General features: G+C 58.3%; 23 protein-coding genes. 8 read left to right on the top strand and 15 right to left on the bottom strand.

Going from position 1 to position 22,980, the window contains the following annotated elements; translation table 11 throughout:
* Positions 1-16: 16 nt before the first annotated feature.
* Both ACTG1K_RS12165 and ACTG1K_RS12160 read left to right on the top strand, forming a co-directional pair.
* Entirely contained in the window at positions 17-1,423 is a 1,407-nt protein-coding gene (locus tag ACTG1K_RS12165) for an FAD-dependent oxidoreductase (RefSeq protein ID WP_440005497.1), read from the top strand.
* 278 nt (positions 1,424-1,701) lie between these two features.
* The gene (locus ACTG1K_RS12160; protein WP_440005495.1) at positions 1,702-2,400 is read left to right on the top strand and encodes an SDR family NAD(P)-dependent oxidoreductase; all 699 of its coding nucleotides are present in this window, start codon (positions 1,702-1,704) and stop codon (positions 2,398-2,400) included.
* Positions 2,401-2,507: 107 nt separating this feature from the next.
* Here ACTG1K_RS12160 and ACTG1K_RS12155 read toward each other — a convergent pair whose 3' ends face one another.
* The 9 genes from ACTG1K_RS12155 to sdhC form a co-directional block, all read right to left on the bottom strand.
* Positions 2,508-3,098, bottom strand: coding sequence for a PIN domain-containing protein (locus ACTG1K_RS12155; protein ID WP_376887987.1), 591 nt, complete (start codon positions 3,096-3,098; stop codon positions 2,508-2,510).
* Between the two features lie 255 nt (positions 3,099-3,353).
* Positions 3,354-4,226 carry a succinate--CoA ligase subunit alpha gene (sucD, locus tag ACTG1K_RS12150; RefSeq protein WP_005346088.1) on the bottom strand — a complete coding sequence of 291 codons (873 nt, stop codon included), beginning with the start codon at positions 4,224-4,226 and terminating at the stop codon, positions 3,354-3,356.
* Positions 4,226-5,392 (bottom strand): ADP-forming succinate--CoA ligase subunit beta, encoded by a 1,167-nt coding sequence (gene sucC / locus ACTG1K_RS12145; RefSeq protein WP_005361097.1) that lies wholly within the window; start codon positions 5,390-5,392, stop codon positions 4,226-4,228. Before sucC ends, sucD begins: the two co-directional genes overlap by 1 nt.
* 171 nt (positions 5,393-5,563) lie before the next feature.
* Positions 5,564-6,754 (bottom strand): 2-oxoglutarate dehydrogenase complex dihydrolipoyllysine-residue succinyltransferase, encoded by a 1,191-nt coding sequence (odhB, locus tag ACTG1K_RS12140; RefSeq protein WP_101531334.1) that lies wholly within the window; start codon positions 6,752-6,754, stop codon positions 5,564-5,566.
* 35 nt (positions 6,755-6,789) lie between these two features.
* On the bottom strand, positions 6,790-9,597 hold the full coding sequence (gene sucA, locus ACTG1K_RS12135; RefSeq protein ID WP_335854254.1) for a 2-oxoglutarate dehydrogenase E1 component: 2,808 nt from the start codon (positions 9,595-9,597) through the stop codon (positions 6,790-6,792).
* A gap of 115 nt (positions 9,598-9,712) precedes the next feature.
* A complete protein-coding gene (locus ACTG1K_RS12130) occupies positions 9,713-10,429 on the bottom strand; it encodes a succinate dehydrogenase iron-sulfur subunit (RefSeq protein WP_005333549.1) in 717 nt (238 codons plus the stop codon).
* Between the two features lie 16 nt (positions 10,430-10,445).
* Complete coding sequence (gene sdhA, locus ACTG1K_RS12125) at positions 10,446-12,212, bottom strand: succinate dehydrogenase flavoprotein subunit (protein WP_013723668.1); 1,767 nt, start codon at positions 12,210-12,212, stop codon at positions 10,446-10,448.
* Position 12,213: 1 nt separating this feature from the next.
* Complete coding sequence (gene sdhD / locus ACTG1K_RS12120) at positions 12,214-12,558, bottom strand: succinate dehydrogenase, hydrophobic membrane anchor protein (protein ID WP_005333558.1); 345 nt, start codon at positions 12,556-12,558, stop codon at positions 12,214-12,216.
* Positions 12,552-12,929, bottom strand: a complete 378-nt coding sequence (sdhC, locus tag ACTG1K_RS12115) for a succinate dehydrogenase cytochrome b556 subunit (protein WP_021231296.1) — start codon at positions 12,927-12,929, stop codon at positions 12,552-12,554. Before sdhC ends, sdhD begins: the two co-directional genes overlap by 7 nt.
* A 442-nt stretch (positions 12,930-13,371) precedes the next feature.
* Here sdhC and ACTG1K_RS12110 point away from each other — a divergent pair, with 442 nt between their 5' ends.
* On the top strand, positions 13,372-14,658 hold the full coding sequence (locus tag ACTG1K_RS12110; protein WP_005333572.1) for a citrate synthase: 1,287 nt from the start codon (positions 13,372-13,374) through the stop codon (positions 14,656-14,658).
* 92 nt (positions 14,659-14,750) lie between these two features.
* On the top strand, positions 14,751-15,071 hold the full coding sequence (locus tag ACTG1K_RS12105) for a DUF4377 domain-containing protein (RefSeq protein ID WP_005352532.1): 321 nt from the start codon (positions 14,751-14,753) through the stop codon (positions 15,069-15,071).
* Positions 15,072-15,148: 77 nt separating this feature from the next.
* On the opposite strand, the gene ACTG1K_RS12100 is transcribed toward ACTG1K_RS12105, so the two are convergent.
* Entirely contained in the window at positions 15,149-15,589 is a 441-nt protein-coding gene (locus ACTG1K_RS12100; RefSeq protein ID WP_425855289.1) for an acetyltransferase, read from the bottom strand.
* Between the two features lie 58 nt (positions 15,590-15,647).
* Complete coding sequence (locus ACTG1K_RS12095; protein WP_425855287.1) at positions 15,648-16,493, bottom strand: DUF5718 family protein; 846 nt, start codon at positions 16,491-16,493, stop codon at positions 15,648-15,650.
* Between the two features lie 299 nt (positions 16,494-16,792).
* Here ACTG1K_RS12095 and ACTG1K_RS12090 point away from each other — a divergent pair, with 299 nt between their 5' ends.
* The 3 genes from ACTG1K_RS12090 (at position 16,793) to ACTG1K_RS12080 (ending at position 19,367) form a co-directional block, all read left to right on the top strand.
* Positions 16,793-17,371 (top strand): class IV adenylate cyclase, encoded by a 579-nt coding sequence (locus ACTG1K_RS12090; RefSeq protein ID WP_019446106.1) that lies wholly within the window; start codon positions 16,793-16,795, stop codon positions 17,369-17,371.
* On the top strand, positions 17,368-17,760 hold the full coding sequence (locus ACTG1K_RS12085; protein WP_019446107.1) for an NUDIX hydrolase: 393 nt from the start codon (positions 17,368-17,370) through the stop codon (positions 17,758-17,760). The genes ACTG1K_RS12090 and ACTG1K_RS12085 overlap by 4 nt, the downstream gene beginning before the upstream one ends.
* Positions 17,761-18,248: 488 nt before the next feature.
* Complete coding sequence (locus tag ACTG1K_RS12080) at positions 18,249-19,367, top strand: glycerol dehydrogenase (RefSeq protein ID WP_421349623.1); 1,119 nt, start codon at positions 18,249-18,251, stop codon at positions 19,365-19,367.
* A gap of 107 nt (positions 19,368-19,474) precedes the next feature.
* Here ACTG1K_RS12080 and pdxY read toward each other — a convergent pair whose 3' ends face one another.
* The 3 genes from pdxY to ACTG1K_RS12065 form a co-directional block, all read right to left on the bottom strand.
* On the bottom strand, positions 19,475-20,338 hold the full coding sequence (gene pdxY / locus ACTG1K_RS12075; protein WP_076491907.1) for a pyridoxal kinase PdxY: 864 nt from the start codon (positions 20,336-20,338) through the stop codon (positions 19,475-19,477).
* 172 nt (positions 20,339-20,510) lie between these two features.
* On the bottom strand, positions 20,511-21,287 hold the full coding sequence (locus tag ACTG1K_RS12070; protein WP_440005492.1) for a DUF429 domain-containing protein: 777 nt from the start codon (positions 21,285-21,287) through the stop codon (positions 20,511-20,513).
* Positions 21,288-21,371: 84 nt separating this feature from the next.
* On the bottom strand, positions 21,372-21,935 hold the full coding sequence (locus ACTG1K_RS12065) for a VC2662 family protein (RefSeq protein WP_005333596.1): 564 nt from the start codon (positions 21,933-21,935) through the stop codon (positions 21,372-21,374).
* 260 nt (positions 21,936-22,195) lie between these two features.
* Here ACTG1K_RS12065 and ybcJ point away from each other — a divergent pair, with 260 nt between their 5' ends.
* On the top strand, positions 22,196-22,429 hold the full coding sequence (gene ybcJ / locus ACTG1K_RS12060; RefSeq protein WP_005361116.1) for a ribosome-associated protein YbcJ: 234 nt from the start codon (positions 22,196-22,198) through the stop codon (positions 22,427-22,429).
* A gap of 33 nt (positions 22,430-22,462) precedes the next feature.
* Here the strand turns inward: ybcJ and ACTG1K_RS12055 are convergent, their stop codons facing one another.
* Positions 22,463-22,936, bottom strand: coding sequence for a DUF4442 domain-containing protein (locus tag ACTG1K_RS12055; RefSeq protein WP_429187893.1), 474 nt, complete (start codon positions 22,934-22,936; stop codon positions 22,463-22,465).
* Between the last annotated feature and the right edge of the window lie 44 nt (positions 22,937-22,980).

Raw genomic sequence — 22,980 nt, 5'->3', positions numbered from 1 at the left:
TTATCGAGGAGTCATCATGTCCACTCTCCCCTTCTGGCTGGCCGAAGCCCTCGCCGCCGAACAGCCCGCGCCCCCCATCCCCCTGGTCGGCCACCACGAGGTCGATGTCTGCATCGTCGGTGGCGGCTTTACCGGGCTGTGGAGCGCCATCGCCCTTAAACAGGTCGAGCCCCACCTGCACGTCATAGTGCTGGAAAAAGATCGCTGCGGCAGCGGCGCCTCGGGGCGCAACGGCGGCTGCCTGCTCACCTGGTCGGCGAAGTATTTGACGTTAAGGCGCCTCTTTGGCGAGCAGCAGGCCGCCTGGCTGGTACAAAGATCCGAGCAGGCGGTACACGAGATCGCCCACTTCTGCGAACAGCACAACATAGAGGCGCAGCTGAGGGTCGAGGGCACCTGCTACACAGCCACCAGCGAGGCCCAGCGCGGCCTGATGGAGCCGGTATTGCAGGAGCTACAGCGCGCCGACCTTAACCAGTGGCAGGCGATTGCAGAGGGTGAACTGGCGAGCCAGAGCGGCTCCCACGTTCATCTGGAGGGGCTCTACAGCCCCCACGCCGGTTCGGTGCAACCGGCACTGCTGGTGCGTGGCCTGCTGCGAGTGGCGCGGGAGCTGGGGGTCGAGGTCTATGAGCACTCTCCCATGCAGCGCCTTGAGGCGGGTCAGCCGGCACGGGTGCTGACACCGCAAGGTGAGGTGCGTGCCCGCAAGGTGGTGCTGGCCCTCAACAGCGCCATGGTGCAGCACTTTCGCGAGTTTCGCCGCAGTATCGTGCTGGTCTCCTCCGATATGGTGATCACCGACCCCGCGCCGGATGCCCTTGCCGCCCAGCAGCTTGAGCACGGCCGCTCCGTGGTGGATGGCCGCACCTTCGTCCACTACTACCGCTCCACCCCGCAAGGGCGGCTGATGCTGGGCAAGGGGGGCAACACCTTCGCCTTTGCCAACCGCCATCTGGCCGAGTTCGATGCGCCGAGCCGTTATCTTGCCCCCCTCACCCGCACCCTGCGCCGCTTCTTTCCGGCGCTCAAAGAGGTGCCCATCGCTGCCAGCTGGTGCGGCGCCTCCGACCGCTCGGTAGATGGCCTCCCCTTCTTCGGCCACTGGCGAGGGCAGCCCAATATCGTCTATGGCCTCGGCTACTCCGGCAACGGGGTGGCGCAAAGCTGGATCGGCGGCCAGATCCTGGCAACTTTGGTGCGCGATGAAGTGCGGGAGGAGGACAAGCCGTGGCGTGACTGCGCGCTGGTCAGCGGCCCGCGTGGCTATTTTCCGCCCGAGCCGTTTCGCTGGCTGGGGGCCATGGCGGTGCGCAACGCCATCCGGCGCAAGGAGCGGGCGGAAGATGAGAACCGCCCGGTGGCCTGGTATGACAAACAGCTGGCCAAACTTGCCGATGCGGCGGGCAAGGCGGATAAATAGTTCGGCGATAACGGACAAACATTACCCATATTGCTCACACCTGATCCCACTTATTCAAAAGCCGACCAGAGGGTCGGCTTTTGAATTACGAGGCTTACTCGCGATATACAGTGATACCGCATCATCTAAATTGGTTGCTACGGCATAAGAATCTTGACACCACCAATAGCTGATAGCAGGCAACCCATGTGGCATACTCGCCACCAAACGCTCGAATACGCATCGCTACTCGAAACTGAGGATAGTGATAAATGACAATGTGCAAAATGGGACGAGTGATGAAAACTGTGTTGATAACAGGTGCCAGCAGAGGATTGGGGTTAGCGCTGGTTCAGACTTTTTACGAGCGCGGATATCAGGTTTATGCCGTGGTCAGAACCACTAGCGCTTGTGACATGCTCACTACTATCTACCCTGCCGTCTCTGTGCTGATAGCCGATGTCAGCCATGAAAATTATGAAAAACAGCTAATTGGTTTTATCCAAGACAGAGCAGTAGATATCGTCATAAATAATGCAGGCTCTGCTGGCACTCCGGGGATCGACACAAGGCATAGCACCGGCGACCAGCTGGTTTATGAATTTAAGACCCACTGTGTCGGTGCGCTATCAACCGTTAATGCCGTATTGCGCAATGAAAATTCATTACCCCCATCCTTAATCGTAAATATCAGTTCAAGGAGAGGTTCATTAAATATGCAAGCGGCAGGCGCAGCCAAAGGAGTCAAATGTTCTTTCTCCTATCGTATAGCAAAGGCTGCTCAAAACATGCTGTCGCTGTGTATGGCCGATGATCTTGAGAGCATGGGCATAAAAGTTATCTCCGTTCACCCCGGAGCATTACTTACCAAAATGGCACCTGCTGATGCGACACTGACACCAGAGCAGTCAGCAAATAAGTTGGTTGAAATGATAGAAGGCAATAATTTTAATACACGGGATTTTGTCTGTTTGGAGACAGGAAAACTGCCTTGGTAAATAGAATGTGAAAAAGCAACAGGTTAATCATGCAAAAAACCGACTAATCAACAATTTGGTATTTGCGCAAACCTTAGACCACTCCTTATAAAATATTAAATAATCAATTACTTTAAGTATGAAATCTTGACCCCATTAACTACAATAAATCCCTCTGATACCAAACTGTCAACTATATGTCCGATGTCTTGGTCAGTTAGCTTTTTCTGAAAAAGTGATGAGATTGTACTATTTAAAGTAGCAAGAGTGCTTGGCCTTGATGTTTTTAGTTGTCGAAGTTTATTAATGACAACCGACATACGTTCCATTGGCGTTATTGAATTTTGGTTTTTTATAATTGGAATATCCAGTACGTTACTCACTCTCGCAGCAAAAATCTTCTTATCCTTGAGGTGCTGAATTAAAGGATCAAATCCCTTGTCTTTAGATATTATATGAAAGAAGCCTTCAGGATCAGATGATGCAAGCTGCCCAATATAGTATGCAATATGAAAATCCAATGCATTAGGACCTGTGCCTGCTATCTTGATGTACTGAGCTCTGTCACCCAGTTGTTGAATTACTGATACCGTTTCGAAAGAAAGCCTTGACTGGTTTGCACCTACAAAGACAAATAATTTAAAGCACTCTTTATTTAGAACAATTAATTTTTCCGGCTGAACACTTTCAAAGTCGACTAGAACGTAATTTTTTCGCATATAAATGCCTTAACATTAATTCGGTAGCTTACCTCTGAGTTTCATTCCCCACTATTGATTCAAGGCATACCACAAAAAAATAGTAAATATAGATCTGAATCTCACTCCAATATGCCATATGTCTTTAACGATGAATAGACTAAAACTCGAAGCTATACAACTCACAGTTCTATTTTTGTGAAACAAAACACTTAGAATCCATTAAAAAGCCGCCCATCGGGCGGCACTTTTATTAGAGATAACGGGCTAAAGGAATTACCAGCCGGTCACTTCGCGCAGGGCCTTGCCGATATCGGCCAGGGAGCGGACGGTTTTCACGCCAGCATCTTCCAGCGCGGCAAACTTCTCGGCGGCGGTACCCTTGCCACCGGAGATGATGGCGCCAGCATGGCCCATCCGCTTGCCGGGAGGCGCGGTAACACCGGCGATATAGGAGACCACCGGCTTGGTGACGTGGGCCTTGATATAGGCGGCAGCGTCTTCCTCGGCGTTGCCGCCGATCTCGCCGATCATCACGATCGCTTCGGTCTGCGGGTCGTTCTGGAACATCTCCAGAATGTCGATAAAGTTGGAGCCCGGGATGGGGTCACCACCAATACCGACGCAGGTGGACTGGCCAAAGCCTTCGTCAGTGGTCTGCTTGACCGCTTCGTAGGTCAGGGTGCCGGAGCGGGAGACGATGCCCACCTTGCCCGGCTTGTGAATGTGGCCCGGCATGATGCCGATCTTGCACTCACCCGGAGTGATCACGCCCGGGCAGTTGGGACCGATCATCCGCACGCCGGTCTCTTGCAGCTTCACTTTCACATCCAGCATATCCAGCGTCGGGATACCTTCGGTGATGGTGACGATGAGCTTGATGCCCGCGTCGATCGCTTCCAGGATCGCGTCCTTGCAGAACGGTGCCGGAACATAGATGACGGTGGCGGTGGCGCCGGTCGCTTCGACCGCGTCACGGACAGTGTTGAACACCGGCAGGCCCAGATGGGTGGTGCCGCCCTTGCCCGGGGAGACGCCGCCCACCAGCTGGGTGCCGTAGGAGAGCGCCTGCTCGGAGTGGAAAGTACCCTGACCGCCGGTAAAGCCCTGGCAGATGACTCGGGTGTCCTTATTGATCAGTACGCTCATCAGTTGGCCTCCGCTGCTTTGACGACTTGCTGCGCGGCATCGGTCAGACTCTTGGCCGCAATGATGTTGAGGCCGCTCTCGGCCAGCTTGATACCACCCAGCTCGGCGTTGTTGCCTTCCAGACGGACCACGACGGGCACCTTGACCCCCACTTCCTTGACCGCACCGATAATGCCTTCCGCGATCATGTCGCAGCGCACGATGCCGCCGAAGATGTTGACCAGCACCGCTTTGACGTTGCTGTCGGAGAGGATGATCTTGAACGCCTCGGTTACGCGCTCCTTGGTGGCACCGCCGCCAACGTCAAGGAAGTTGGCTGGCTTGCCGCCGTGCAGGTTGACGATGTCCATGGTACCCATGGCCAAACCTGCGCCGTTGACCATGCAGCCGATGTTGCCATCGAGGGCCACATAGTTCAGCTCCCACTGGGCAGCGTGCGCTTCGCGGGGGTCATCCTGTGACGGGTCGTGCATTTCGCGCAGCTTGGGCTGACGGTACAGGGCGTTGGCGTCGATGTTGATCTTGCCATCCAGGCAGTGCAGGTTGCCCTGCGCGGTGATCACCAGCGGGTTGATCTCCAGCAGCGCGAAATCACAATCCAGGAACATCTGGCCCAGACCCATGAAGATCTTGGTGAACTGTTTGATCTGATCGCCGACCAGACCCAGTTTGAAGGCCAGTTCGCGGGCCTGATAAGCCTGCGGACCCACCAGCGGATCGATGGCCGCCTTGTGGATCAGATGAGGGGTTTCGTGGGCGATCTTCTCGATATCCACGCCACCTTCGGTCGAGGCCATGAAGACCACGCGGCGCGAACCACGGTCAACCACGGCGCCCAGGTAGAGCTCTTTGGCGATGTCGGTGCAAGATTCCACCAGGATCTTGGTGACCGGCTGGCCGTTGGCATCGGTCTGGTAGGTCACCAGATTTTTGCCAAGCCAGTTCTGGGCAAAAGCACGGATCTCATCCTTGCTCTTGGCCACTTTCACGCCGCCCGCTTTACCGCGGCCACCGGCGTGTACCTGGCATTTGACGACCCAGGTATTGCCGCCAATCTTGTCGGCCGCTTCGGCCGCTTCTTGTGGGGTAGCACAGGCATAACCTTCGGAGACCGGCAGGCCATACTCGGCAAACAGCTGTTTTGCCTGATATTCATGCAGATTCATAGATGCTCTATCCGTGTTGTAGGTATTTCCGTCCGGGGCTGGTGTTTCTCAATCCCCTGTGAATGGGGGCCTGGGCGGCCCCTCGTTATCTTTCAATCGCTCGGGTATTACTCAAACGTCCAGCAGCACGTTCGGCTCGGGGCGCAAACCCCTTGCCCGGGTGCCACGGGCTTAGACGTCCAGCAACAGACGGGTCGGGTCTTCCAGCAGTTCCTTGACGGAGACCAGGAAGCCTACCGATTCGCGTCCGTCGATGAGACGGTGATCGTAGGAGAGCGCCAGATACATCATCGGCAGGATCTCGACCTTGCCGTCAACGGCCATCGGGCGATCCTGGATCTTGTGCATACCCAGAATAGCGCTCTGGGGCGGGTTGATGATCGGGGTGGACATCAGGGAGCCGAACACGCCACCGTTGGTGATGGTGAAGTTGCCGCCAGTCAGTTCATCCACGGTCAGCTTGCCGTCACGGCCCTTGCCCGCCAGATCCTTGATGGCCTTCTCGATGTCCGCCAGGCTCATGTTGTCGCAGTCGCGCAGCACCGGCGTCACCAGACCACGGGGGGTAGAGACGGCGATGCTGACGTCGAAGTAGTTGTGGTAAACCACGTCATCGCCATCGAGCGCCGCGTTCACTTCCGGATAGCGCTTGAGGGACTCCACTACCGCCTTCACGTAGAAGGACATGAAGCCGAGCTTGATGCCGTGCTTCTTCTCGAAGATCTCGCCGTACTGCTTGCGCAGATCCATGATGGGCTTCATGTTGACCTCGTTGAAGGTGGTCAGCATGGCGGTGGTGTTTTTCGCTTCCAGCAGACGCTCGGCAATGCGCTTGCGCAGACGGGTCATCGGTACCCGCTTGTCGGTGCGACCACCCAGCGGGGCAACCTTGGCTGCCAGGGCTGCAGTTGCGACCGGTGCGGCTGCCGCAGGCTGGCTCTTGGCCTTGATGAAGGCTTCCACATCATCCTTGGTGATACGACCGCCCTTGCCGGTACCGGTCAACTTGGTCACGTCGATGTCGTGCTCGCCAATCAGGCGGCGCACCGAGGGGCTCAAGCCATCGGCGCCATCATCGGCCACCGCTTCAGCGGGTTTCTCTTTGGTCTCTTCACCGGCCACCGGGGCGGCGGTGAGGATGGCAATCAGTTGACGGGACAACACAGTCGCCCCTTCCCCTTGCAGAATATCCCCCAGCACACCGGCTTGCGGTGCCGGCACTTCCAGCACCACCTTGTCGGTCTCGATGTCGACCAGCACTTCGTCACGGGCGACCAGATCGCCAGGTTTTTTGTGCCAGGTGGCGATAGTGGCATCGGCCACTGATTCCGGCAGATCCGGTACCTTGATTTCGATAGTCATCCAATCAGTTCCTTTTTACTTCTATGCCAGAGGCTTTACAGGGTAAGGGCATCTTCCACCAAGGCTTTTTGCTGCTTGGCGTGGACAGACATGTAACCGACGGCCGGTGAGGCTGACGCGGGGCGACCGGCATAACGCAGGGTGGCTCCGGCTGGCAGCACGCCATCGTAGTGGTGACGGGTGCAGTACCAGGCGCCCTGGTTCTGCGGCTCTTCCTGACACCAGACAAAGTCGGTGACATGGCTGTAATCGGCCAGAATGGCGCGCACTTCCTCTTCCGGGAAGGGGTAGAGCTGCTCAATTCGCACCAGAGCCACATCTTGCTGCTCGGCCTTGCGACGGGCATCGAGCAGGTCGTAGTAGACCTTGCCGGAGCAGAAGACCACCCGCTTGACCGCTTTCGGATCCAGCGCATCGATCTCGCCGATGGCGTTCTGGAAGGTACCTTCCGCCAGCTCTTCAAGCTTGCTCACCGCCAACGGGTGGCGCAGCAGGGATTTGGGGGTCATCACGATGAGCGGACGGCGCATCGGACGTACCACCTGACGACGCAGCATATGGAACACCTGCGCCGGGGTAGAGGGCACGCACACCTGCATGTTGTGCTGGGCGCACATCTGCAGATAACGCTCCAGACGGGCGGAGGAGTGCTCCGGCCCCTGCCCCTCGTAACCGTGCGGCAGCAACATGGTCAGGCCGCACATCCGGCCCCACTTCTGCTCACCGGAGGAGAGGAACTGATCCACCACTACCTGGGCACAGTTGGCGAAATCGCCGAACTGGGCTTCCCAGATGGTGAGGCCAGCCGGCTCGGCGCTGGCGTAGCCATATTCAAAGGCCAGAACCGCGTTCTCGGTCAGCACAGAGTCATACACCTCGAACGGGCCTTGCTCGTCGTGCAGGTTGCACAGCGGGGTATAGGTGCTGGCATCGGTCTGGCTGTGGAGTACGGCGTGGCGGTGGAAGAAGGTGCCACGGCCGGAGTCTTCACCGGTAAAGCGGATACGGGACCCCTTGTCCACCAGAGTGGCGTAGGCCAGAGTCTCGGCAAAGCCCCAATCCACCAACTTCTCGCCAGCGGCCATCAGACGGCGGTCTTCGTAAATCTTCTCGACCTGACGCTGCAGCACGTGGGTCGCCGGATACTGGCTCACCCGCTCGCCGAGGCTCTTGAGGAGATCCATCGGCACGGCACTCTCATAGGCCATGTTCCAGTCGTGGCCCAGATAAGGGGTCCAGTCTACAGAGTGCAGCTCCATCGGCCGCCACTCCTTGCTCACCCGCTCGCCGCGATCCAGCGCTTCGCGATACTCGTTGACCAGTTCGGTCGCCCGCTCCTGGGCGAGGCTCCCCTCGGCCACCAGCTGATCGGCGTAGATCTTGCGCGGGGTCGGGTGCTGCTTGATCTTCTGGTACATCAAAGGCTGGGTGGCGCTCGGCTCATCCGCTTCGTTGTGACCGTGACGACGGTAGCAGACTAGCTCGATCACCACGTCGCGTTTGAAGGTATTGCGGTAATCCAGTGCAATCTGGGTCACCAGCACCACAGCCTCCGGATCATCCCCGTTGACGTGCAGCACCGGCGCCTGCACCGCCTTGGCGATGTCGGTGCAATATTCGGTGGAACGCAGGTCACGGATATAGGAGGTGGTGAAACCAACCTGGTTGTTGATGACGATGCGCACCGTCCCGCCGACGCCATAGGCACGGGTCTGGGACATGTTGAAGGTCTCGGCCACCACGCCCTGACCGGCCATGGCCGAGTCACCGTGAATGGTGATGGGCAACACGCTGGAGCCATCTTTGTCACCGCGACGATCCATACGGGCACGGACCGAGCCGATGACCACAGGGTTGACGATTTCGAGGTGAGAGGGGTTGAACGCCAGCGCAAGGTGGACGTTGCCACCCGGGGTGGCGAAGTCGGAGGAGAAGCCCATATGGTACTTCACATCACCGGTCCCCCAGGATTCACCATGCTTGCCGGCAAACTCGTCGAACAGATCCTGAGCGCGCTTGCCCAGCACGTTGATCAGCACGTTGAGGCGACCGCGGTGGGCCATACCGATAACGGCCTCTTTGCAGCCCTGCTCACCGGCGCGACGGATCAGCTCCTTGAGCATGGGGATCATGGCGTCGCCACCTTCCAGCGAGAAGCGCTTGGCTCCCGGGAACTTGGCACCCAGATATTTCTCCAGCCCTTCGGCGGCGGTCAGGCTCTCGAGGAAACGGGTCTTCTCTTCGAGGGTGTAACTCCCCTTCCCTTCAATGGATTCGAGACGCTGTTGCAGCCAGCGCTTCTCTTCCGTGGAGGTGAGGTGCATGTAGTCGGCGCCGATGGAGCCGCAATAGGTCTTCTTCAGCGAGGCGTAGAGGTCGGAGAGCACCATGGTCTCGCGACCGATGGCGTAGGAGCCCACATTGAAGGTGGCCTCCATATCTGCGCCCTGCAGGTTGTGGAATGCAGGATCCAGTTCGGCAACGGTTTCACGCTGCCACAGGCCCAGCGGGTCCAGATTGGCATTCTGGTGACCACGGAAACGGAAGGCGTTGATCAGCTGCAATACCCGCACCTGCTTGGCATCCACTTGCGGATCGGATACGGGGGCACTGTAGCGAGAGGGATCCTTGGCCAGACGACGGAAATAATCGCGGACCTGGGAGTGGGGTTGTTCAACCGCATGGCCATTGACCTGGGGCAGCTCGCTAAACAGGCTGCGCCACTCATCGGACACGGAGTCAGGATTTTCCAGGAAGGATTCGTACAAATCCTCGATATAGCTTGCATTCGCACCAGCCAGGTGAGATGACTCCAACCAGGCCTTCATCACGCCGTTATGCATTTCTATCCCTTGTACTTCTTGTTACTGCTGCGCAGCTTGTAGGGGTCAAATAGCCATCCTGCCACGGGTGGGATGGCTATCCAGAGGTCGGGCCAGCACCTGGCCGGCCCTGATACTAAACAGCCCGATTGAGCAACATCGACTTGATCTGGCCAATCGCCTTGGTCGGGTTCAAGCCTTTCGGACAGACGTTCACGCAGTTCATGATGCCATGGCAGCGGAACACGCTGAATGCGTCGTCCAGATTCCCCAGTCGTTCGGTGGTCGCGGTGTCGCGGCTGTCAGCCAGCCAGCGGTAGGCGGCGAGCAGCCCGGCCGGACCGATGAACTTGTCGGGATTCCACCAGAAGGAGGGGCACGAAGTGGAGCAGCAGGCACAGAGAATGCACTCGTACAGGCCGTCAAGCTTGGCGCGCTCTTCGGGGGATTGCAGGTGCTCACGCACCGGCGGCAACTTGTCATCATTGATGAGGAAGGGTTTGACCTTCTCCCACTGGGTGTAGAACTGGGTCATGTCGATCACCAGATCACGGATCACCGGCAGGCCGGGCAAGGGGCGGATAACGACGTTATTGCCCTTCTTCAGCAGGTCGGAGAGCGGGGTGATACAGGCAAGACCGTTCTTGCCATTCATGTTGAGACCATCTGATCCACAGACCCCTTCGCGGCAAGAGCGGCGGAAGGCGAGCGTGGGATCCAGCTCTTTCAACTGGATCAGTGCGTCGAGCACCATCATGTCGGAACCTTCAGGAATATCAAGACGATATTCCTTCATATGGGGGACGTTATCAACATCCGGATTGTATCTGTAGACAGAGAATGTGACGTTCATAGGGCTGGCTCCGCAATCAGTAAGTCCGGACCTTGGGCGGGAACGCCTCACGGGTCTTGGGTGACATGTTGACAGCGCGACGGGTCATGGACTCGGTGTCCGGATGATAGAGGCTGTGGCACAGCCAGTTCTCATCGTCGCGATCCGGGAAGTCGAAGCGGCAGTGAGCACCGCGACTCTCGGTACGGAAGTTGGCGGCAACCGCCGTGGCAAACGCCGTCTCCATCAGGTTGTCCAGCTCCAGGCACTCGATGCGCTGGGTGTTGAACTCTTTGGAGGTGTCATCCAGACGGGCTGACTTGAGGCGTTCGCGGATAACCTTGAGCTCGGCCAACCCTTCTGCCATCGCCGCACCTTCGCGGAATACGGAGAAGTTGTTCTGCATGCAGCGCTGCAGGTCTTTGCGGATCTGCACCGGGTCTTCACCGTCACGGCAATTTTCCCAGCGGTTGAAGCGGGCCAGTGCGGCATCCAGATCCGACTCGGAAGCATCACGACCGTGCTCCATCTCGCCCAGGGTGTTGACCAGATGCATGCCGGCAGCGCGGCCGAACACCACCAGGTCAAGCAGGGAGTTGCCACCCAGACGGTTGGCGCCGTGCACGGAGACGCAGGCAATCTCGCCCACCGCAAACAGACCGACCACCGGTACATCGTTGCCGTTCTTGTCCTGGGTCAGGCACTGGCCATTCACGTTGGTCGGCACGCCGCCCATCATGTAGTGGCAGGTCGGGATGATCGGGATCGGCTCTTTGACCGGATCCACGTGGGCGAAGGTGCGAGAGAGCTCGCAGATCCCCGGCAGACGGGATTCCAGCACCTCTTTGCCGAGGTGATCCAGCTTGAGCTTGATGTGCGGTCCCCAGGGACCATCGCAGCCACGGCCTTCACGGATCTCGATCATGATGGAGCGGGCCACCACGTCGCGACCGGCCAAGTCCTTGGCGTTTGGCGCGTAACGCTCCATGAAGCGCTCGCCATCTTTATTGAGCAGATAGCCGCCTTCACCACGGCAGCCTTCGGTTACCAGCACCCCTGCCCCGGCGATGCCGGTCGGGTGGAACTGCCACATCTCCATATCCTGCACGCCGACGCCGGCACGCAGCGCCATGCCGACACCGTCACCTGTATTGATGTGGGCGTTGGTGGTGGACTGGTAGATACGACCGGCACCGCCAGTCGCCAGCACGGTGGCCTTGGCCTTGAAGTAGACCACTTCACCGCTCTCCATATCGATGGCGGTACAACCCACCACATGGCCATCCTGGTTTTTCACCAGATCCAGCGCATACCACTCGGAGAAGACGGTGGTCTTGTTCTTGACGTTTTGTTGGTAAAGGGTGTGCAGCAGGGCGTGACCGGTACGGTCGGCGGCCGCTGCGGTACGAGCAGCCTGCTCGCCACCGAAATTCTTGGACTGACCACCAAACGGACGCTGGTAGACAGACCCGTTGTCGAAACGGGAGAAGGGCAGCCCCATGTTCTCCAGCTCATAGATAGCCTCGGGACCGGTTTTGCACATGTACTCGATGGCTTCCTGATCACCGATGTAATCGGAACCTTTTACCGTGTCATACATATGCCACTGCCAGTTGTCGTCGTGGGCATTGCCCAGCGCAACCGTGATCCCGCCCTGGGCGGAGACAGTGTGAGAACGGGTTGGAAAAACCTTGGACAACAGAGCGCAGCTCTTGCCGGACTGGGCAATCTGCAGCGCGGCGCGCATACCGGCACCACCGGCACCAATCACCACCGCATCAAATTCACGAGTTGGAATAGTCACCTTACACACCCCACAGCACGACGAAACCCGTCATCAGATAGACAAACAGCACCACGACCAGGGCAAATTGCAGCGCCCCGCGCAGCCCTACCGGCTTGATATAGTCAGTCAGCACCTGCCACAGACCAATCCAGGCATGGATCAGTACGCAGAGCAGGGTCAACAGGGTGAATACCTTGGTGAATGTTTTGGCGAAGAAGCCTGCCCACACCTCGTAGGTGATGTCGTTGAACGCGACAAAGCCCACCAGATAGAGGACATAACAGGTCATGATGAGGGCGGTGGCGCGGATCAGGATGTAATCGTGAACGCCGCTGCGCCCGAAGGTTGCAGAATTGGTTACCATACAAGCACTCCCGCCAATACAGCCAGGATCGCGGTGATCACGAAGGCCACGCGGGCGCTCTGATTGCCGGATTCCAGCTCTTCCCAATAGCCCATATCCATGACCAGATGACGCAAGCCGCCCACAATGTGGTATGCCAGCGCAGTCAGGATCCCCCACAGCACGAGTTTGACCAGGAAGTTGTCCATGATGGCAACCACGGTTGCAAACCCTTCGGGAGAGGCGAGTGAAGTACCAAGCATCCACAGCAAGATGCCCAGTGCAACAAAGGTAATGACCCCTGAAACACGGTGCAGGATGGATGCAATGGCAGTGACAGGAAAGCTGATCGTCTGTAGGTCGAGGTTGACCGGTCTCTGTTTGTTTTTCACGCTTGCCCACTCAGCTCCATTGAGCACGTTAGTTATTGTTTTAACTCACACTTGAGGGCACGGAATGGTGATTGTTGGTTTTTTGTTACCAAAACACTCTGAAAAAGCCAAAACGCGAGTTTTCGGTTTCACATCAGGCTTTGCCAAAGCGTTTCAAACACCCGCAGCCATGACCCACGTGGCGCAGTATATCGGCGGCCTTAACCGAAGACAATCAATTAGCTACAAAGAAAACACAAAACCGCAAACTCGATCGCATATTTAATTTAACATTTCATTAATGCCATTAATGGGGTTCCAGCAAAATTGACATTGATAAGGAACTCTGTTTCAAATAAGGCGCTCCAGCCACTTCGGTATGGGTAACAACCTTTGCCAGCGTCATAAAAGTCGTAATAGAGTAGGACTGGAACCAAATTATAAAGAGCAAAGGAGACGTGCTATGGCTGATAAGATAGCCACCCTACACCTGCCCGGAAAAGATCCGGTCGAACTGCCGATCCTCTCCGGCACCATCGGCCCGGATGTCATCGATGTCAGAAAATTGGGATCACAGGGGTATTTCACCTTTGACCCCGGTTTTATGGCCACCGGTTCTTGCAAATCTGCCATTACCTACATTGACGGGGATCAGGGTGTCTTGCTGCACCGTGGTTACCCCATCGCCCAGTTGGCCACCCAGGCCACCTATCTGGAAGTCTGCTATATCCTGCTGTACGGCGAAGCGCCGACCAAGGCCCAATATGCCGAATTCGAACGCCTGGTCACCCGCCACACCATGGTGCACGAGCAGATCGCCTTCTTCTTCCGCGGCTTCCGTCGCGACTCCCACCCCATGGCCATCATGTGCGGTGTGGTCAGCGCCCTCTCCGCCTTCTATCACGATGCCCTCGACATCAACAACGAGCAGCATCGCGAGATCTGTGCCTTCCGTCTGCTCTCCAAGATGCCGACTCTGGCAGCCATGTGTTACAAGTACTCCATCGGCCAGCCGTTCATGCAGCCGCGTAACGCCCTCTCCTATGCCGGTAACTTCCTGCACATGATGTTTGGCGTGCCGACCGAAGAGTACAAGGTCAATCCCATCGTTGAACGTGCCATGGATCGTATCTTTACCCTCCATGCGGATCACGAGCAGAACGCCTCCACCTCCACCGTTCGTCTGGCTGGGTCCTCCGGTGCCAACCCGTTCGCCTGTATCGCCGCGGGGATCGCCTCCCTGTGGGGACCGGCCCACGGTGGCGCCAACGAAGCCTGCCTGCGCATGCTGGAAGAGATCGGCTCGGTGGATCGCATCCCCGAGTACATCGCCAAGGCCAAGGACAAGAATGATCCGTTCCGCCTGATGGGCTTCGGTCACCGCGTCTACAAGAACCACGACCCCCGTGCCACCGTGATGCGCGAAACCTGCCACGAAGTACTAACCGAGCTGCAGATCAAGGATCCGCTGCTGGACGTGGCCATGGAGCTGGAGCGTATTGCGCTCTCCGACCCCTACTTCGTCGAGAAGAAACTCTACCCGAACGTGGACTTCTACTCCGGCATCATCATGAAGGCGATCGGCATCCCGATGAGCATGTTCACCGTGATCTTCGCCATCTCCCGCACCATTGGCTGGATTGCCCACTGGAACGAGTTCCACTCAGACCCGGACAGCAAGATTGGTCGTCCACGCCAGCTCTACGTGGGCCACCCGCTGCGCGAGTTCACTCCGCTCGAGCAACGCTAACCACTGCGCTGATATGGTTTGTTACAAAGGCGGTCATTGACCGCCTTTTTGTTTGCCGCTCTAATGCCCCCTTTCGCGTTAAGGAGTCCATTATGAAACCACTGTTTATCAGCGCAGCCTTGCTGCTGACCGCCTGCCAGAGCGCCCCCGCCCCGTCACAGGGGGAGACCCTCTATATCAACAGCCAGCTGGTCGATTGCGTCGGAGTTGGCCCGATGCAGTGCATGCAGGTTCGCAGCGATGAGCAGCAGCCCTGGACGCTGTTCTACCAAAATATTGAAGGTTTCCAGTTCGAGCCTGGCTATCGCTACCAGCTCACAGTCAGCAAGGAACAGCTCACCGATGTGCCGGCCGATGCCCCCTCCGTGCGCTATCAGCTGATCAAGGTGGTGAACAAGGTCGCCAGCAAGTAACAAACACGATCAAAAAACGGGGGATGGCTGATGCCATCCCCCGTTGGTTTATGGGTACTGCGCCTCATCAGGCACGATCAGGTCGGCGCCAGCGCCATATGCAGCAGCGGATAGGGCTTGCCCTGACCATCCAGCGGCGAACGACCCGTCACGGTGAATCCCATCTTCAGATAGAAGCCCACCGCCTGTTCGTTCTGCTCGTTGACGTCAACTTGCGTCGCGCCGCCCTGCGTGATGGCATGTGCCACCAGCAAACGCCCCACGCCACTGCCGCGCGCCTCGGGAGCCACAAACAGCATCTCCAGCTTGCCCTCGTGCACTCCGCTAAAACCCGCAATATTCCCCTCTTCTGTACGGGCACAGTGCAGTGTCACCGCATCGAAGTAGTGCTCCAGAATAAGCGGTTTGAGCGCGAGGATCTCGGCCTCCGGCAGGAAGTGGTGGGTCGCCCGCACCGAAGCCTCCCACAGCGCGATCAGGGCCGGATAATCGGCCCGCGTTGCAGTATCAATCTTCATCAATGACTCTTTGTTGCAGCCCGCAGGATGGCTGTGGCCTCCCTGCGGGCCCATCTGATTAGCGTGCCTGCACCGCTTGCAGCAGCACCGACACATCGGCACCAAAACTGCGGGTACGGATCGCTTCGCGGATATCCGCTTCGCTGTAGCGGCTGCCCGGATAGACCACCACACAGGAGGTGTCGCCGGGCTTGAGGAAGTGGGTCTCGCCAAACGGGGTATAGCGAGTGGCACCGATACTGATGAGCGCATGGGGAGGATGTCCCGCCTGCGCCAGCAGTCCCTGAATGTGCTCCGCCGGCCCTTCATCCTGCTGATGATTGAACTTGTCGATGGCCCAGTCGAGCAGCTTGCCGTGGAAGTAGCTGTAGTCGATGGCGGCGCTGTCTACCCCGTAGGCGTGCAGCTCGCCATCGCGCTCCAGATAGCAAGCGATGCGATAGTCATCGAGCTCGCAACCGGCGACAAAACCGGAAAGCGGCAGCAGCTTGGCCGCCAACCCCTTGCTCTCTTCGCCCCAGTTCTTCTTCTCGCTGATCTTCTTGGCGTTGGGACGGCGGATGGAGCAGTCGTTATAGGCACCAAAGGCGCGGGGATGGATCGCCACCACCTGCTTGTCGGCATACTCCAGCTCGCACCAGAGGGCTACTTCCGGCTCGATCTGCACCTTCTCATCACCGCTGACCGCCGCTTCCGGCAGGAAGATGGCGTTATTGCTCAGCGGAAAGACCCCGAGCTGACCCGGATGACCCGGCACGAAGAAGGGGAACAGCGCCTTGGGCGCTGTGGTGTCGCGCACGACTACGGCTACGAAGTCCGATGCTTCACCCGCCTGCTCCAGATGACCGGCGAAATTGCCCGCTACCCCGAGTCCGATAAACTTGCTCTCTGCTGTCACTTGCATCTTGCTCACCTGCATCTTGCCCACTCAAGGTAGCAGGCTCGTCGCCCACTACCGCTAAAGTGGCAAGATTAAACCACAAGGACCCCGCCTTCGCCCAGTCCGGCCCTGTCGTGATGTGCGCCAGTCCGCTTTTTTAGGGACGAGAAGGCTGTGGCGAACCAGCCATTGCGCACTCATTCAGCTACGCGGTCACCGCGCTGGAAACAGTGCGTTTCCGGCATCTCCCCTCTTTCTCCTTGGGACTCAACTTCATCTTTGTTAGGCTGCCTGCCACACAGGCTCACAGAGGGATCTTCTTGATGTCACAGGCGCACTTTCAGGGCCGCTTCGAAGTCGAGTTCAAATATCAGCTGACGGATCGCCCCGCCTTCCTCAAGGCACTGCTCGCCCTCAATCCGGAGATCATGCTGGAGGATAATCTGGAGCAGGATCGCTACTTCGACACCCCGGACGATGCCCTTGCCCAAGCTGGCAAAAGTCTGGCTATCCGCACCATGCAGCCCTCCGGCATCCAGCTCTGGATCGTCAAGGGGCCCGAGACGGATCGCTGCGAGGCGGTCGCTATCAATGATGCGGACAAGGCCGTCAGCATGCTCTTGACCATGAACTACCGGCAGATTCTCGTGATCACCAAAAGGCGCAGCATCTACTTCATTGGCCCGTTTCACGTCACCCTGGATCATCTGGCCGGGATTGGCGACTTCGCCGAGCTCGCCATCATGACCGATGACGAGGAACGCCTCCCTGCGTTTCGCCAGCAACTGCTCGCGCTGGCAGATCAGTTGGGACTTTCTCCCGATGCGCAGGAGCCTCGCTCCTACCGCACCCTGCACATGCAGGCAATACACACCACACAACCAGAGGATGCAACTCAATGATCGACAAACTCGCCTGGCTCACCTTTAAAGATCAGCAGCTGCTCTGCGCCCGCTCCCACGGCAAGGACATCTATTACATCCCAGGCGGCAAGCGGGAACCGGGAGAGAGCGACGAGGCGGCGCTGATCCGCGAGATTGAGGAGGAGCTGGCTGTCACCCTGCAGCCCGATACCCTGCGCTTTGTCTGCGAGTTCAGCGCTCAGGCCGATGGCAAGCCGGCAGGAGTCGAGGTTCGACTGCGCTGCTACACCGGCGAAGCGAGCGGCACCCCGATCGCCTCGGCAGAAATTGCCGAGCTGCGCTGGCTCGACAGCTCTCACCTCGATGAGCTCTCCCCCGTCTCCCGCCTGCTGTTTACCTGGCTCGTTGAGCAGGGGCTGATCCGCTGACAAGCCGTACTCGCGGCGAGCATAAGTACCTCCCTCATATGAACCAACGGTGGCAATCAGCCACATAACAGCGCAACGACAAGGATGTCAGATGGACATTGTGGAAGTTAATAGCGCAGCAAACTACCAAAGTGCACGCAACTCAGATGGCACTCTTGCTGCGACCGTCATCTTCTACAAACTGCTCTGACTATCTCCTATGCCTTATCCAAATACAGCAGGGCCGCACCAAGCGGCCCTGCTTGTTGCCAGCGTGACTGTTTGTTGCAGCAGTATGGCTTGCGACGGATTGCCACAATACGGCCATTGCGCCTGTATGCCTCAACACCGCCAATTGCTCGCCCCAAAATACAACCAAACAAACAGAAAGATTAATTAATGATTAAAACGCCCCCCTTTTCTTCTTCATCTATTGCCTCATCAGGCGTATCGTGAGAGACCCATTTGATAATCAAATCTATGTTGTTCACTGCCTTGAGGAATAATGGATGCCCACTTTGCCCCGTACAGTTACCTCCCCCAAAAAGTTCATCATCGGTCAGCACCTTCTCCCGCAACTCCATGAGCACGTTAAAGATTTTGGTGACTATGCGTTGCTCATCAGCGATGAGTTCATTCTGGAGCGGGTACGGGAAGAAGCTTTGGCGGGGCTCTTGCAGGCAGGCCTCAGGGGAGTGGTCGACAAGTTTCGCTACGAATGCACCGAACAGGAGATCCACCGCCTGACCCACCTTGCAGAGCAATATGGTGCGAATGTGATTGTCGGGATCGGCGGCGGCAAGACGCTTGATGTCGCCAAGGCCGTGGCCTTCTATCTGCGCCGTCCGGTTGTACTGTTCCCGACGATTGCCTCCACGGATGCCCCCTGTACGGCGCTGGCGGTGATCTACAACCAGGCGGGTGAATTTGAACGCTATCTGTTCCTGCCGCAAAATCCGGACGTGGTGCTGGCTGACACTGCCATCATTGCCGCCGCCCCTCCCCGCTTCTTTTCCGCAGGCGTCGGCGATGCCCTGGCCACCTATTTCGAGGCGCGCGCCTGCTATCGGGCGGACGGGCTCAATCTGGTCGGCAAGCGTCCTTCACGCACTGGCCTTGGCCTGGCACAGCTCTGTTACGAGCTGCTTGGTGAGAACATCGAGCTGGCCATGGATGCGATACGCCACCATGTCTCGACTCCGGCGCTGGAGCAGGTTATCGAGGCCACCATCTACCTCAGCGGGGTCGGCGCCGAAGCCGGTGGACTGGCCGCCGCTCATGCAATCAACAATGGCATGTCACTGATCTCGGAGCTCCATCGTGCCCAGCATGGCGAGAAGGTGGTCTTCGGCCTGCTGACCCAACTTGTGCTTGAGCGCGCCCCGCAACATGAACTTGATGAGGTGTTTCGCATCATCGACTGTGCAGGTCTGCCCATGACGCTGCAAGAGCTGGGGCTCACCCACTTTGATGAAAGCGAGTGGCGCAAGGTGGCGCAGCTGGCCTGCGATCCCCTAGATACCATGGGCAACATGCCGATGACAGTGAGTGAACAGGATGTCTACGCCGCCATGGTAGCGGCCAATGCCATGGCTGAGCGTTATCGCCTCCGCCATCCCCGCATCTGATTGCTTGCCGCACTAAATAGGCAAACAGTAAAAAGGCTTGCCCATTGGCAAGCCTTTTTCATCTGCATCCCACCCCCTTGTCGGGATAGACGAAAGTCCGCGTTGACTCAGGGCAGTTTCACCGCTCGCACTGCAACCTCTGGCAGGGCGAAGGCATCTTGCGCGGCGATGAGTTGCAGCTCGTAAGCCTGCTGGCGCCAGGTCTCCTGCAGTACCGCATCCACCGAGGCGTTGGTGCGCTCGAACGCGCTGACCGCATCGTGACCGGCCAGCAAATTCGCCAGCATCAGGGCGCTGATAAGATCGCCAACCCCCACCGGCTGGCGGGCAAAGTCATAAAGCGGACGGGCAATCAGGTAATCCCCTTGCGGGGTGGCCAGCAGCATCTCGAAGCGGCTGGAGTCCTGCGCCGCACGACCGAGATGCTTGACCAGCACCAGCTTGACGCCGCGGGCCAGCAGCTGATGGGCAGCCGCGCGGGTCTGATCCAGATCCGCCAGATGGGTATCACAGAGGGTCTCCAGCTCCAGCAGGTTGGGGGCCATCATGTCGGCCACCGGCAACGCCTGCTCGGTCAGGAAACGGGTAACGCCGGGAGCGACGATACACCCCTTCTCCGGATGACCCATCACAGGGTCGCAGAAGTAGATGGCATCGGGGTTGGCCGCCTTGACGGCGTTGACCACAGTCAGGATCTCGTCTCCCTGTTCGGCGGAGCCAAGGTAACCGCTCAGCACGGCATCACACTGGCTCAACACCTCGATATTGCCCAATCCGTTCACCAGTGCACTGATATGGCCCGCCGGCATCGCCATTCCCTGCCACCCCTGGGCATATTGGGTGTGGTTGGAAAACTGCACCGTGTTGATGGGCCATACATCCATGCCGAGGCGACGCATGGGGAAGACAGCCGCGCTGTTGCCGGCACAACCAAAGACCACGTGGGACTGAATAGAGAGAACGGATTTCATCGGGAATACCACAGCAAAGGATCAGCAAGGTGGGCAATATATCGGATGAAGATAACGATGCGCCACCTTGGCGCGGGATGAACAGGCAATTTCCTGACTAAAGACAGGTTTTTTACGCCATTTGCCCCGCATCGACAGGATGAGCGGCGCCATGATGCGCCGCGTCCGTCCGTCACATCCCGTTGCGTTCAACAGCATGACGGGCAAAGTGATAGACCCATCCCTCATCACACGGCATGTCACTGGGTGGCGAAATCAGCTCAGGCAACACAGTCACCTTGCCACCAGCGGCATATTGCAGCGCCATCAGGGCACAGAGCGCCGCATCATAGCGATCGGTGCCGACCAGCACGTCCGCAGGCAGCAAGGCCGCCAGCTCGGGCCGTGCCGGGGAGGCCTTGCCGCCCACTTTGGCCAATGCCGGATAGACCTCCAGCACGGCGCGACTGGCCTTCGGGGCAACGGTCGGCACCAGTTGCAGATCCGAGAGTCGCGGCAGCATGGAGAGCGCCAGGGTCGCATTGTTACCGAGCCGGTCGAAGGTGGCCGAGAGCGGCTTCTTGCCGTACTGCTGATACAACCAGCGCTCGCAGTCACGATAGGCGTAGGGGTTGTCTATCTCCCGCTCGGGAGCGGCGCAGCTATGTGGCTGGCCGTTGAGCAGATCCCGCAAGGCGCGGGGAAAGGCGAGCGGCGCATCGATACCGAGCGCCAGTTGCGGGCAGGCTTCTACCTGCACCTGGGTCAGCTCATTTTGCAAGGCGGGACGCAACAGGGCGGCCAGATCCGGCGCCACCCGCGAGCTCAGGCGAAACAGCGGCGACACCCCGAGCCAGTGCAGGCGGTTGGATTCGGCCTGCCAGCCCACCACAGCCACCGCCTGGGCACTGCCCTGCCAGCCACGCACATCCCAGCCGATCCCGATTGCACTCATTTGCCCTGCCGTCATCAATTACCTCTGTTCGCCTATCACAAGTTGCAAGAGGCACAGGGTAATCAGCAGAGGCCCTTAACGCAAAGCGAACTGCCTTGGTCAGAACGATTTCTGGAAGTTCACCAGCGGCAGAATGGGGAACACGCCGTTGGCGGCATAGTTGGCCAGCCCGATCTGCAAGCCGTCGAGGTGCTTGGTCGCATTGATAAAGCCAATCTGGAAGGTGGTACGCTCGGCATAGTTGACGAAGCCGACGTTGGCCAGCGCATTGCCCTTGGCGATATTGACCGCCCCCCAGTTAAGCCCCTGTACATTGTTGGTCAGGTTGACCAGCCCCAGATTGACGCCGGTATCCTGCCCTTCGTGCCAGTTGATGGCGTTGATAGCGACCCCGCCAAACTGGTGACGCACCCGACCAGCACCGAGGAAAATCCCGAGCTGCAGACCGCTGAACTGATCCACATCGGAGAGGGCGAAGATCGGCAGATCAATGCCCTTCACCTGACCGGTCCGACCGTAGAGCAGCGAGGCGCGCGCCCCTTCCACCTGATGGGACGCGGGCAAATTGACCCCGGGCAGCGAGACCTGCACCGGAGTACTGGCCTGCGCAACACCGCACAGAGTAAGGGCGCTGCATGCCAGCAGCAGGCGGGAGAGTGTCATGGAAAGTTCCTTGGGCCATTGAGAGTGGCCCGATCCTAACAGTCAGGGGCGAGTGTGGGCACACCAGCAGGGACGAGGTGCGTCACGATACGTCACGGGTGGCCCTCTCACCTCTCCATCAGGTCTTGCGAAAGCGCCACCTCAAGGACAATCGGCCACTTTTTCGCAGCGAGTGGCCCCTCTTCCTTTCTTTGCCTGAGCGAACTGCCTAAAATAGTCGCCCTGCTGTATCCGGCATTCATCCATCTAGAGGATTTCCCATGGAGACGTTTCTGCTCGAAGGTCACCCCTTCGTTGCCTTGTGTGACCTTATCAAACATCAGGGGTGGGCCGATTGTGGCGGCGCCGCCAAAGCCCTCGTTGCCGAAGGGCTGGTCGAGGTGGACGGTCAGGTGGAGACCCGCAAGCGCTGCAAGATCGTGGCCGAACAGGTGGTCAACTTCAACGGCATGAAGGTCGTGGTGAAAGAGGGCGTCAGCCCGGAGATTGGCTAAACCCGTTTCGGGGAGCCACTCTCCGGCAACCCGCTAGCTGGCCTTGATCGACAGGGTCAGCACAAAACGCGCCATCGCCTCATCCCCGTTCAATGACGGACAGGTTGCCACCACTTGGATGGGGCGATTGATGCGCTGACCGCTTGCCAGCGATTCGTTGATCATGGCGTCAATCTCCTCCCCCGCTGCGCAGTCGAACTGCACATCCCCCTCCGGTCGTTTCAAAAACTCCCCCTGCACATCCTTGAAGGCGAAGTGCACCTTCTTGCGCCGCTGCCGCCCCTTCTCCATCACCAGTAGACCACCCACCAGATCGGCGCCGGTCGCCAGCGCGCCAAAATACATGCTGCCCAGGTGGTTGCGGGTACGCCAGCCAAGGGGAATGCGAATGCGCAGCGCCTTGGCGTTCATCTCTTCGATGATCGGGGCACAAAACCCGATGACGGGAATATAGCGCCAGGCAAACAGCCGAAGTGCCAGATTGGCTTTGAAGCGTTGCAAATCCATATGCGAACTGATCCGATGAGTTAATGTAAACAACATGTTGCCTG

It is taken from the genome of Aeromonas sp. 102P, from assembly GCF_051920345.1.
GTDB classification, from domain to species: domain Bacteria; phylum Pseudomonadota; class Gammaproteobacteria; order Enterobacterales; family Aeromonadaceae; genus Aeromonas; species Aeromonas veronii.
Note: the sequence above shows the minus strand (reverse complement) of the source record. Positions and strands in the feature narration are given on the sequence as shown.